This is a genomic window from Streptomyces sp. NPDC007095 (genome assembly GCF_040634475.1).
GTDB lineage: Bacteria > Actinomycetota > Actinomycetes > Streptomycetales > Streptomycetaceae > Streptomyces.
In genome coordinates, this window is record NZ_JBEYFS010000296.1 from 1 (window position 1) to 12,080 (window position 12,080).

At 68.3% G+C, this 12,080-nt stretch carries 6 protein-coding genes and 1 pseudogene; all 7 read right to left on the bottom strand.

What is annotated here, in order from left to right:
- Nucleotides 1-88: 88 nt before the first annotated feature.
- Nucleotides 89-2,116, bottom strand: a complete 2,028-nt coding sequence (locus ABZ656_RS51685) for a PQQ-dependent sugar dehydrogenase (protein ID WP_360278846.1) — start codon at nucleotides 2,114-2,116, stop codon at nucleotides 89-91.
- Nucleotides 2,117-2,128: 12 nt separating this feature from the next.
- The gene (locus tag ABZ656_RS51690) at nucleotides 2,129-7,630 is read right to left on the bottom strand and encodes a glycosyl hydrolase family 28 protein (protein ID WP_360278849.1); all 5,502 of its coding nucleotides are present in this window, start codon (nucleotides 7,628-7,630) and stop codon (nucleotides 2,129-2,131) included.
- A gap of 11 nt (nucleotides 7,631-7,641) precedes the next feature.
- Nucleotides 7,642-8,436 (bottom strand): heparin lyase I family protein, encoded by a 795-nt coding sequence (locus ABZ656_RS51695; RefSeq protein ID WP_360278852.1) that lies wholly within the window; start codon nucleotides 8,434-8,436, stop codon nucleotides 7,642-7,644.
- A gap of 7 nt (nucleotides 8,437-8,443) precedes the next feature.
- Nucleotides 8,444-9,643, bottom strand: coding sequence for a glycoside hydrolase family 88 protein (locus tag ABZ656_RS51700; protein WP_101401877.1), 1,200 nt, complete (start codon nucleotides 9,641-9,643; stop codon nucleotides 8,444-8,446).
- On the bottom strand, nucleotides 9,640-10,725 hold the full coding sequence (gene pqqE, locus ABZ656_RS51705; RefSeq protein ID WP_101401876.1) for a pyrroloquinoline quinone biosynthesis protein PqqE: 1,086 nt from the start codon (nucleotides 10,723-10,725) through the stop codon (nucleotides 9,640-9,642). The genes ABZ656_RS51700 and pqqE overlap by 4 nt, the downstream gene beginning before the upstream one ends.
- The gene (gene pqqD, locus ABZ656_RS51710) at nucleotides 10,722-10,976 is read right to left on the bottom strand and encodes a pyrroloquinoline quinone biosynthesis peptide chaperone PqqD (protein ID WP_101401875.1); all 255 of its coding nucleotides are present in this window, start codon (nucleotides 10,974-10,976) and stop codon (nucleotides 10,722-10,724) included. Before pqqD ends, pqqE begins: the two co-directional genes overlap by 4 nt.
- A 281-nt stretch (nucleotides 10,977-11,257) precedes the next feature.
- Nucleotides 11,258-11,968 (bottom strand): annotated as a pseudogene (pqqC, locus tag ABZ656_RS51715) (pyrroloquinoline-quinone synthase PqqC); the annotation flags it as partial.
- Nucleotides 11,969-12,080 lie beyond the last annotated feature (112 nt).

Below are 12,080 nucleotides of genomic sequence, written 5' to 3' on the forward strand. Positions count from 1 at the left end.
CTCGTACTGGACGTACTTGGGCTTTCGGCCGGTGCGGCGAGAGTGCGTGCCGGGCGTCGCGACGGGGCGAACGTTGCCTGTTGCGGCACTAGCTGATGCTCACCTTGAAGATCTTGTCCGAGCCGTCCGCCGCTCCTCCGTTGTTGTCGCAGTTGGTGGTGGAGAGCCAGAGCTGGTCGGCGCCGGGCACCTTGGTGACCGTGCGCAGGCGGCCGTAGGTACCGACGTAGTACGCCGTCGGCGTGCCGACGTTCTCCGTGTCGCCGGTGATGGGGACGCGCCACAGCCGTTCGCCGCGCAGGGACGCCATGTAGACGACGTTGCGGACGATCGCGATGCCGCTGGGTGACGCCTCGGAGACGTTCCAGGTCGCCTTCGGGTTGGTCATCCCGGAGACGCTGCAACTGCCCTCGCAGGTCGGCCAGCCGTAGTTGGCGCCCGGTTTGATGAGGTTGAGTTCGTCCTTGGAGCTGTTGCCGAACTCGGCCTCCCACAGACGGCCGTTGCGGTCGAAGGCGAGGCCCTGCGGGTTGCGGTGCCCGTAGCTGTAGACGTAGTTGCCGAACGGGTTGCCGGGGGCGGCCTTGCCGTCCGTCGTCATCCGCAGGATCTTGCCGTTCAACGACGTCTTGTCCTGGGCCAGTTCGGGTGTCTGGGCCTCGCCGGTGGAGACGTACAGATAGCCGTCGGGACCGAAGGCGAGGCGTCCGCCGTTGTGGTAGCGGTTCTTCTTGATGCCCTGGAGGAGGATCGTGTAGTTGGCGAGGGAGCTGCCGTCGTAGGTCATGCGCACGACGCGGTTGCCTTCGGAGGCCGTGTGCATGAAGTACACGTAGTGGTTGGCCGCCCACTTCGGGTCGACGGCCACACCCAGCAGTCCGCCCTCGCCGTTCGTGGTGACGGCGTTGGGCACGGTTCCGACCTGGGTCCGCGTGCCGTCCTTGGTGACCTTCCAGACCCGGAAGTCGTCCCGCTCGGTGACCAGCGCCGTCTGCCCGTCGGGCATCCAGTACGTTCCCCACGGGATCGTCCAGCCGCTGGAGACGGTCCCGATGGACGAGGGGACCCCGCCGTCGGTGGCACAGGCCTTGGTCGTGAAGGTGACCGTGTTGCTCTGCGGCGACACGTTGCCGGCCGCGTCGCGCGCCACCACGTTCAGCGTGTACGGGCTGTTGCAGGCGAGCCCGGCGAGCGTGGTCGACGTGCCGGTGACGCTCTTGTAGACCGTCGTGTCGCTGCGCACGTCGTAGCCGACGACCGCCTTGTCGTCGGTCGAGGCGCCCCAGCTCAGGTCGGCGCTGGTGGCCGTGACGTTCGAGGAGGTGAGGGTGCCGGGTTTGCCGGGCGGGGTGGTGTCGGAGCTGGGCCGAGTCGTGCAGTCGACGACAGGGCTGGCCTGGGAGGCGTTGCCGGCCGCGTCGCGGGCGATGACGGTGAGGTTGTAGGTGGTGTTCGGACTCAGGCCGGTGAGCGCCTTGGAGGTCGCGTCGCCGACTGCCTCGCCGAGCTTGTTGCCGTGCTCGTAGAGGTCGTACGCGGCCACCCCGACGTTGTCCGTGGAGGCGCCCCAGGAGAGGGTGAGGGCATCCTCGCCGATGGCCGAGCAGCTTGGCTGGCCGGGTCGCGACGGGGCCTGGGTGTCGGCCGACGCACCGACGCTGACGCGGTCGAGGTTGGGGCCGCCGTTCGCCGTGGTGGCGGTCGCGCGGATCTTGTTGGAACCCGCGTCGAGCTGGACGTTCACACTCTTCGTCGCCCAGGTGTTCCAGTCGGTGGTGGCCGGGAAGGAGACCCCGGAGGCGACGACCGTGCCGTTGACGGAGAGGTCCATCGGGCGGTCGGTGCTCGTGCCGTTGGCGTAGCGCAGGGCCAGCGAGGAGGTGCCGGCCGTGGCCGCGCTCACCGTGAACTCCACGTACGAGCCGGTGATGTTGGTGTAGTCGACGAAGCCGGTGCCCGTGTAGCCGGTGTGGTTGGTGGCGACGGCGCCCTGCGAGATCGCGGCGTCCTCGGCCTGGTAGTCGGCGGCCGCCTGCGCCGCCGTGCCGGTCAGTGCGACGAGCGGCACGGCCAGGACGAGCGAGAGGCACCAGGGCAGCGCTCTGTTGAGTTTCATGGGTTCGTCCCCTCAGCCCGTGTACTGGGCGAAGACCTTGAGGTAGTCGTACGGCTGCTGCGACACGCCGCTGCAGGAGTCACCGTCGGAGCCGGAGCCGCAGGCCCGGTCGCGGTTCACCGACCAGTAGGTGAGACGCCCGATGTGGTGCTGCTGGGCGTAGGCGAGCATGGTTTTGAAGTCGGCGACGCGGACCAGTTCACCGGAGTCGTCGGTCTTGCCGTTCATGGACGACAGGCCGATGTGTGCGTACGCCGTAGTGTCGCTGTATCCATAGGCCGACTTGACTCGCGCCTTGAGGCCGTCCATGGCCTGGGTGGTGAGCGTGCCCATGTTCGTGGTGCCGCCGCCGAAGTCGAACGGCATGATGCACCAGATGTCGTTCGCCAGGCCCCAGGCGGCACCCCGCTTGATCATGTCGACGCCGGTGGAGTCCGGGCCGCTGGTCGTCGTACCGAAGGTGATGATCGTCTTGAGGCCGGAGTTGTTGGCCTTCACGATCTTCAACGCGTCGATCACGCGTTGCCGGACGGTGGCGTTGCTCCACTCGGTGTTCTCGATGTCGATGTCGATGACCTTGAGGCCGTAGGCGTTGATGACCTTCTGGTAGGCACCCGCGAGCGCCGAGGCGCTGGAACACTTCTCGCCGAGCTTGGCGCCGCTCCAGCCGCCGATGGAGACGACGACGTCACCGCCGGCCGAGCGGATCGCGTTGATCCTCGACTGGTCGTTGCCGCCGGTCAGCGGGCGCGAGCCGTCCCACTTCGGGTTGCAGGAGCCGTCGGAGAGGACGAACGCGAGCGTGAACCACTTCACCCCGGTCGCCGACATGACCGACGTCGGGTTCTGCGGGCTGCCCCAGCCGAGGTACTCGTAGGGCGCCACCGCCATGCCGGGTGAGGCCGCGGGGGCCTTCAGGGCGGTGCTCACCGGCTTCACCCGGATCAGGCGTGTCTCCCCCGGGCGCAGGGTCGCGCTGTACGAGTCGGCGATCGTGCCCTTGTGGGAGCCCGACCACAGGTCCGTGACGTCACCGGAGCCGGTGAAGCCGACCTGCGACCAGTTCACACCGACCGTGGAGTTGCCTGACGTACCGGTGTTGAAGAGGGCGACGACGTACTGGCCGTCGCTCTCCTTCTTGCTCCAGACCTGCTTGACGCCACTGCTGACGATCCGTTTCGCGGCGACGCCGTCCTGGTCGACGCCGGTGAGGCGGTCGTTGGTCAGCATTGGTTTGTCGACGGAGTCGAGGTTCGTCAGGTCCGTGCCGAGGAGCAGGGGCGCGCCCGCCATCGCCCACAGGGTGAAGTGTGAGCGGCGCTGGTCCGCGGTGAGGCCCGCCTGGTCGCCGTTGCCGATCTCCAGCGAGTCGAGGTCGTTCCAGCCGCCCGGTCCCGCATACGCCTGCCAGTTGGCGGCCGGGGTGAAGCGGGCGGAGACGTGGGACCAGTCGGTCAGCGGATAGCCGCTGCCGTTCGCGCCCGAGCCGCAGTAGCACTCGACGTCGCCCTGGGTGCGCCAGCTGTTCGCCAGGGACTTCCAGGTGGAGGCATCGGCGATCGGCAGGTTGTTGGAGAGGGCGAAGGTGATGGGCCGGCCGGTGGCCCGCAGTGCCTTGTCCCAGGCCTGGACGTCGGGGATGTCGGCACTGCCCACGCCGTCGATCTTCAGGTAGTCGACTCCCCAGGAGGCGAACTGCTTGGCCCATGAGTTCACGAACTCCTGGGCGCCCGGCTTCCCGTAGTCGATGTAGTACATGTTCTTGCAGTTGTAGTTCTTCTCGGTCTTCGAGGGGTCCGCGATGTCGGCCGCGTGGTACGAGGTCCCCTCGATCGGTGTGTTCTTGGTGACGGCGTTCTTGGCGATGCCCGGCGTGACGTAGAAGCCGAACTTCAGTCCCTTGGAGTGGATGTAGTCGGCCAGCGCCTTGATCCCGGAGGGGAATTTGGCGGTGTCGACGCTCCAGCGTCCGTAGGAGTCGACGACGAATCCGTTCGCGTCGCACTTCTGCCAGAAGTCGTCGAGGTTGATGTGGACGAAGCCGTGATCCTTGAGCCCGCTCGCGACGAGCGCGTCTGCCTGGGCCTTGATCTTCGCCTCGGTCGGCCAGCGGCGCACGAAACTCCAACTGCTCCAGCCCATGGCGGGGCGGAGGGACTGACCGTTGTCCGAGTAGGCGCCGAACGAGGGCGGGGAGGTGGACCTGGACGTGGCCGCCGGGGTGGCGTACGACGTGCCGATCCAGGCCTCGTCGATCCGCAGCCGCTTGTAGCGGGTGGTGTCGGTGGACGCGGCCCAGGTGGTGTCGACTTCGAGGCGTACGTAACGGGCGTTGGCGGCGGTCAGGTCGATCCCCTGGATGCCGCGACGGCTGGCGAGCTGACCGGTCTTGACCGCGCTGCCCCAGGTGGACCCGTCGTTGCTGAGGTACACCTTGTAGTCCTTGACACGTGCGGACTGCTCGGTGTCGGAGCGCGCGTAGGCGACGGAGTCCTCCCGCTGGTTGAGGCCGATGTACTGGACCTTCTTCGCGCTGCCGAGGTCGAAGGTGAGGTTGACGGGCAGCGTCTTGTTGCTGTCCCAGTAGGTGAGGTAGTCGCCGTCGCCCGCGGCCGCCGCGCCGTGACCGCCCGCCGAAGCGCTCGCGGACATCGTGACGCCGGACGCGATGCCCTGGCGGCCTGCCGTGGTGACCTTGAAGACGGTGTCGTAGGGGTCCCAGTTCGCCAGGCCGCTCAGGGTCAGCACGCCGCCCGACTGGGACCACGCAACGGCCGCCCCTGTGCGGAGGTTGGTGACGGAGGCTATGCGGTAGCCGTTGTCGCGGATGCGCAGGGTGCTGGTGCTGGGCGGGGTCAGTACGTGGATGTAGTGGAGGTCGGGGTCGGTCTTGCTGACCGTGGTGACGCCGTGGGCCCCGTCGTTCCAGAAGCCGGGCTTGAGGCCGCCGTACATGTAGCCGCCGCCCTCGGTACCGTGCAGCGACTGCCAGATGGGGCCGAGGTAGGAGTTGGCGAAGTTGTTGAACGCCTCCTGGTTCGACGGGAACTTGCCGTTGACCTGCGCGGTCTCGGCCATCAGCGCCTTCACGGACGAGCCCGCGTTGGTGATCAGCCGGCCGAGAGTGAGCATCTTGTCGACGGACGGGTTGGAGCCGTCGTACCACCACGCTCCGCTCGACGGCAGCTTGAAGTCGGCCTCGGTGAGGCGGGGCCCGGCCGTGTAGACGGCCTGGGGGTAGTCGTAGGACGGGGTCATGCCCGTCTTCTGCTCATTGCTGATCATGTCCATGATCGGCGTGTCTTCGTTGTTGTTGCTGAGCGTGTAGTTCGGACGCTTCTGCTGGATCTGCGCGTAGAGGTCGTGGCTCTCCCAGTACGCGTTGTCGTTGTCGATCCAGAAGCCGCCGAGGTCCGGATAGCGGTCCATGACCTCGAAGAAGTTGTCGTAGCTGAAGCGGCCGAAGCCGTCGCGGGTGGTGAGGTCGACGTCGGTGCCCTTGTAGGCGGAGTACGCGGCCGAGTCGAGCCACTCGTGACCGCCCTCGTCGTGCCACTGGGGGTCGTCGGTCATATAGAGGACGACCTTGAGGCCCTTGGCCTTGGCTGCCGTGATCAGCTCACCGAGGAAGTCCCGCTTGGTGGAGCAACTGCCGGGGATCTTCGAGGGCCAGGGGCGGGCGTAGCCGAGGCGGCTGTGGAAGGTGGCGAGGACGAGGTACTGGGTGTGCAGTTTCTGGGCCTCGTTCACCCAGTAGTCGGGGGTCCAGCCGCCGTTGGTGACGTCGTTCTCCCAGGCGGTGCAGCTGGTGTGGGCTGGGGCGGTGCGTTCGCCCCAGTGCAGGAAGAGTCCGCCGACGGAGCCGCGCAGGAAGGCCTGGCGGGGGTTTTCGAGGTCGAGCGGCTTCACACCTGTGTGCGGCTGCCGCAGGGCTTTGGCCGTCACCGCCGTGCTCTTGGCTGCCGTACCGCAGTTCTCACTGGAGCCGCTGTTGGAGACCCGCAGCGCGCCGCCCGAGGTGTTGTGGCTGTCCGTCAGACAGTAGCCGGTGACGTTCTGGAAGCCCATGTCGTGGGGTGAGTTGCTCCCCCGCTGGGCCGTGAACCGGGTGAACCTGATCCCGTTCGCGGCGTTCGCGATGAAGGCCGGGCGTCCGTCGTCGGCCGCGTACTTCACCGAACTGTCCGTGAAGGTGACGTTGTCGGCGTTGTGGAGGTACCAGCCGTACGCGGGCCGCGTGCCGATGGCCTTCGGGTTGTAGTCGCCCGGGTCGTTGCTCGGCACGGCGGTGGACATGGTGCCGTTGCCGCCGGGAACGGTGATGTTGACGTTGGTGAAGGTGACCCCGTTGATCCGGTGGCCGCTCTCGCCCCACAGCGTCGGGCTGAAGGACGGACTCACCCCGGTCGCCGTGATGTTGTCGTACGTGACGTTGCTGATCGAGCCGACGCCGGGACTGTTGCCGCAGCGCTTTCGGGTGCCGATCTTCTGCATGATCGGCGAGTGGACGCCGGTCATGGTGATGTCCCGGTAGTGGACGTCGGAGATCTTCGCGCCGTCCATGGAGACCATGCCGAGCCCGGACTTGTCGGAGCCCTCGATGCGGATCTTGGCGAACTGGTAGTCGGAGAAGTCGCCGCAGGTCTCGGAGCCGAACATCAGGGCGTTGCAGCACACCGCCGACAGATAGGAATCGCTCACCCGCACATGGCCGTTGGGGAGCTTGGCGCCGAGCGCGTAGTCGCTCTTGAAGACGAGGGCGTCGTCGTTGGCCTTGATGTTGGCGTTCGTCACCGTGACGTTGGTCGTGCTGATGATGTTCCAGCCGTCGCGGTCGCTCGCGGTGTCGATGGTCAGGTGGTCCGAGGTGACGTTCGTACAGCCGTTGACGAGGGCCGCGAAGTGCCCGCCGCGCCGCAGGGTGAGGCCGCCGCCGAGGCGCAGGCCGTCGCAGCGGGTCAGCGAGAGGATCTTGTCGGCCTCGCCGGACTTGGGGTTGCCGGTGATGAGGTTGCCGAGGCCGTCGATGACGCCCTCGCCCACGAAGCCGATGTTCTTCAGCTTGTCGCCGTAGATCATCGCGTTGTGGAAGTGGCTGTGCCCGTAGTCCTGGTAGGCGTCGTTGGGGTTGGTCTCGGGCGGGTCGTAGGTGTCCGCGCTGGAGCCCTGGATCGTCGCGCCCTTGTCGACCTGGAGCGTGACATCACTCTTCATGTGGATGGTGTTCTTGGACTTGTACTGGCCGGCCGGGAAGCGGACCGTGCCGCCGCCGGCCGCGTTCGCCGCGGTGACGGCCTTGTTGATGGCGGGGGTGTCGTTGGTGGAGCCGTCGCCCTTGGCTCCGTAGTCGTGGACGTCGAAGACGGCGGCGTGGGGCGCTTTGCCGGACGGGGACGTGGGTGCGGTGGCGGTTCGGGGGGCCGCGAGAGCCTCGGGGTGGGTCAGGCCGAGTACGACGGCGAAGGCGAAGAAGACGCTCGCCGCCCAACTCCGCTTTCTCATAGTGGATTTCATGGAACGGCTCCTCACACCAGTTGGTAGCCGCGCAGGTTGGTCAGCAGCAGGTAGCAGTCCTGCAGGGACCCGGAGGTGTCACCGAGGGACCGGTAGATGCCCCACTTGGGGCGCACCCGGTCGGCGAGGAAGGTGTCGACGCCGGACTTGGACGCGTCGATGACGGTGGTGGAGCCGTTCTTGAGGATCCAGCGGATGGTGCCCGCGGAGCCGTTGCCGACCTTGATCTGGAAGTCGACGTCGGTCCATTTGTTCTGCAGCGGCTCCAGATCGGTGCGGCCGACGAGGGTGTCGTCGGCAGCGAGCTTCAGCTCGATGGTCTGCACCCCGTTCACCCGCCGCAGTGACTGCACGACGATCGGCGAGGTGCCGGTCCCGGGCTGCTTCATCTGCATGATGTGGGTGAAGGTGGTGGTCGCCTTCAGCGAGCTCGGGATGTACATCGAGTACGTGACCCGCCAGGTCTGGCCCACGGTCCACTTGAGGTAGTCACTGCCGCTGCCGTTACGCAGGCCCGTGACTTCTTGGCGCTGGCGGTCCGTCGAGGTGTCACGGTCGACGGTGTGCATGTTGAAGCGCCAGTTGTCGCCGGTGGCGAAGATGTGCGGCTGGCCCGCGGGGTGTGAGTCGGCGCGGTCGTCCTCGATCGTCTCGAAGGCGCCGAGCTTGTCGCCGCTCGCAGACGGGGACCACTTCAGCTGCCAGGAGGCGGCATGGGCGGCGGTGGCCGTCGCCGGGATACCGACCGCGGCTCCGGCGGCGCCGCCGAGCGCCGCGCCGAGCAGGTTTCTTCTGGTGGTGCTCATGGCTGACTCACCTCGTCCTGAGTGGGTGGGCTGTGAGCTGTTCGTTCATGATCAGAAAGGCGCCGAGGCCGTGGAAGTCGTTCGTGGCCCGGTCGCGGGCGATGTAGTACGCGTAGTCGCCGACGTTGGTGCCGATGGAGATGTCGGTGAGGTTGGTGCGGCCGTCGGAGCCGACCGAGATCCTGGCGAGGACGCCCTGGTAACCGCGCCCGGCGACGGACGCGTAGTGCGGGTCGAGGTAGCCCTGCTGGGCGCCGCGCGAGAGGGCGTAGGTGAACATGCTGGAGCAGGACGTCTCGGTCCAGTTGTCGCTGCGGGCGCCCTTGTCGATCACCTGGAACCAGCGGCCGGTGGCCGGGTCCTGGTACTTCTCCAGACCTGCGGCCAACCTCCGGAAAATGCCGACCAGTTGTGCCCGTCGTGGATGGCCGACCGGGATCGCGTCGAGCACATTGACGATCGCCATCGCGTACCAGCCGACCGCCCGGCACCAGTGCTCCGGGGCGAGACCGGTCGCAGGATCTGCCCAGCCCGCCGTCTTCGACTCGTCGTAGGCGTGCTTCAACAGACCGTTCGCCACCTGGAGATGGCTGCCGTAGACGTAGAGCTGCTTGGCGGCCTCGTCGTTCGCGTAGGTCGCGTCCCCGAACTCCTTGCCGTACTCGACGAGGAACGGATTCACCATGTAGACGCCGTCCGACCAGAGTTGGTGGGCCCGGCTGCTGGTGTCGGCGTGCCAGAAGCCTCCGTCGGAGGTGCGTGGGTAGGTGTTCAGACGGTCCCGGATCTTCAGGGCCGCCTTGCGGTAGCGGTCCTGGCCCGTCTCGTGGTGCAGGATCGTCAGCAGCCGGCCCGCCTGCATGCTGTCGAGGCTGTTGAAGCTCTGGCCGATCGAACCGTCGCTCGACACGAAGCGGTCGACATAGCTCTTGATGTAGGCGAGATAGCGGGCGTCGTGTGTGCGCTTGTAGGTGAGGTACTGGCCGTAGAGGTACAGCCCGACCGGGTACGACCAGCCGCCGATCGTGCTCGGGGTGTAGCGGGCCATGGTCGAGTCGATCAGGGCGACGGACCAGTCCTGGGCGGCGGCGGGCCTTCCAACAGGTGCTTGGGACAAGGGTGCTGGGGGTGCGGTGGCGGCCACCGTGGTCAGGCCGGCGGTGGTGAGCACGCCCGCCATCAGCGCTGCCCGCAGTCGTCGTCTCATGTTCCTCCCTCTCGGTAGGCGTAGGCGGAGTTCCTGAGCGGTGCCTCGTCGACGAGCGCGCGGACGAGGTGGTGGTCGGGTGCGTGGCGGCAGGCCGGGTCGGTGCGGGAGGCGTCGCCGGTGAGCGCGTACGCCTGGCAGCGGCAGCCGCCGAAGTCGGTCGTGCGCAGGGCGCAGCCGCGGCAGGGGTCCGGCATCCAGGCCTCGCCCCGGTAGGCGTTGAAGGCCTTCGACTCGCGCCAGATCCACTCGAGGCGGTGTGCGCGCACGTTCGGCGGGTCGAGTGCGGGGAGTGTCGCGGCGGAGGGGCACGGGAGCGCGGTGCCGTCCGGGGCGACGGTCAGGGAGACTGCTCCCCAGCCACCCATGCAGGGTTTCGCGGTGGCGTCGAGAAGGTCGGGGGCCACCCAGACCAGTTCGAGCCGGCCGGTGAGTTGTTCGCGCCGACGGCGCACCGTGACGCGGGCCCGTTCGGCCTGGTCCCGGGTCGGCAGCAGAGCGGTGCGATTGCGGGCGGCCCAGCCGTAGTACTGCGTGTGGGCGAGCTCGATCCGGTCGGCTCCCCAGGCGAGGGCGAGCGTGATCAGGTCGTCGACGGCGTCGATGTTGGCCCGGTGCAGCACGACGTTCAGGCCGAGTGGTAGCCCTGCCGCCCGCACCAGCCTTGCGGCGCGCTCCTTGGCGGTGAACGCGCGGGCCCCCGCGATGAGTTCGGCGGCCCCGGGATCGGTGTGCTGTACGGAGAGCTGGACGCTGCGCAGTCCCGCGTCCAGCAGCTCCGCGAGCCTTCGCTCGTGCAGGCCCACACCGCTGGTGACGAGCTGGGTGTAGAGGCCCGCGGTGTCGGCGGCGGCGACGATCCGGGCGAGATCGCGTCTGAGGAGGGGTTCGCCCCCGGACAGGTGGGTCTGGACAACGCCCAGGTCAGCGGCTTGACGAAATACGTCGGTCCATTGTTCGGCGGTCAGCTCTCTTGACCGACTGATCAGTTCGACGGAGTTGGAGCAATATGCGCAGCGCAGCGGGCAGCCGTGGGTGAGTTCGGCCAGCAGGGCCCAGGGGGGATCGACGGTCGCGGTCATCGCAGCCAGCCCTCCTCGCGCAACGCCGAGAGGAATCGGGGCACTTCGTCGGCGACCGGCGCGCCGGGGAACCGTTCGACGAGCGCGGCGACGATCTCGGGCACCTCACTGTTGCCGTCGCAGAGCCGGACGACACTCCCGGCGTGGCCGCGCAGGACGACGACGCGTTCGGGTATGAGCAGCAAGTCGGTCCCGCGGACAGGATCATGACGGAGCATCACGGAGCGGGCGAGAGCAGGGCGCCAGGTCATGGCGGGCCCCCTGCGGGGCCGGGTACCACCGTGGTGTCCCTGTGCACGGGCCGCGCACCGGGATGCCGGACCTGAGCAGGCGAGCCCGGCGCCTGTACGGACAAGGTCTCCCCCGACACCCCGCCGGAGGCACCCGGCAGGTGAACCGGACCTCCCCCTGACGCACCCCGATGCCCGCGATCCGGCGCGCACGGCAGGCCGCCCTCCGGTGCGGCGGCCGCGTCGCCCCGGGGGCCACCCCGCGACACCCCGCCCGACGTGCCCGTCGGCACGGAGTCGCTCGCCCGGTCCACCGCGTCGAGGAGCGCCCACAGCACCTCGCACTTGAACGTCAGCGCCGCCACGGCCCGTTCCTGCTGCTCACGGGTGCGGGCCCAGCCCTGGACCAGGGCGAGCGCCTCCTCGCTGTCACGGCCGCCCTGCCCGATGCGGGTACGGAAGTACGCGAGCCCCTCTGCCTCGATCCAGGGGTAATACCGCTCGAACGCTGCGATCCGCGTGCGCATCAGCCCAGGTGCGGACAGTTCCGTGAGGGAGGCGGCGACCGCGTCCAGCGCGGGGCGCAGGCGACAGAAATTGACGTAGCCCTCGACCGCTAGCCGGACGCCGGGCAGCACCCGGGCGGCGTCGCACAGCGCCGGGCGTTCGAGGCCGGCGGCCTCGCCCAGCCGCAGCCAGCGTTCGATGCCGCCCCGCCCGACGGTTGTGCCGTCGTGGTCCTGGATCCTGCGGACCCACATCCGCCGCAGTGCGGGATCGTCGAACTTGGCCAGGATCAGGGCGTCCTTGACGGGGATGTGGCGTTGGTAGTGGAAGCGGTTGGTGATCCAGCGGCGCAGCTCGGCCGGGGTCAACTCGCCCCGGTGCATGCGCACGTTGAAGGGATGACGGTCGTGGTAGCGGTCCTCGGCGACGGCGCGCAGCCGCTCGGTGAACTCGGCAGTTCCCCAAGGGGCCGCGGCACCGTGACCGCGCGCCGGTGTCGCGGTCACGGTCCGACAGCCGCGGGGCTAGGTCCTGTCGTCAAATTCCCGTCGTCCGCCCGGAGGGCGGGCCCTGCGGCGTCAGGTGCGTGCTCTCGGCGTGCCGGGCACAGGCCCTCGT

Bases quoted from the DNA above. Each gene is read 5' to 3' on its own strand.
- ABZ656_RS51690 (WP_360278849.1), bottom strand. From the start codon at position 7,630: ATGAAATCCACTATGAGAAAGCGGAGTTGGGCGGCGAGCGTCTTCTTC.
- ABZ656_RS51685 (WP_360278846.1), bottom strand. From the start codon at position 2,116: ATGAAACTCAACAGAGCGCTGCCCTGGTGCCTCTCGCTCGTCCTGGCC.
- ABZ656_RS51695 (WP_360278852.1), bottom strand. From the start codon at position 8,436: ATGAGCACCACCAGAAGAAACCTGCTCGGCGCGGCGCTCGGCGGCGCC.
- ABZ656_RS51700 (WP_101401877.1), bottom strand. From the start codon at position 9,643: ATGAGACGACGACTGCGGGCAGCGCTGATGGCGGGCGTGCTCACCACC.
- pqqD (WP_101401875.1), bottom strand. From the start codon at position 10,976: ATGACCTGGCGCCCTGCTCTCGCCCGCTCCGTGATGCTCCGTCATGAT.
- pqqE (WP_101401876.1), bottom strand. From the start codon at position 10,725: ATGACCGCGACCGTCGATCCCCCCTGGGCCCTGCTGGCCGAACTCACC.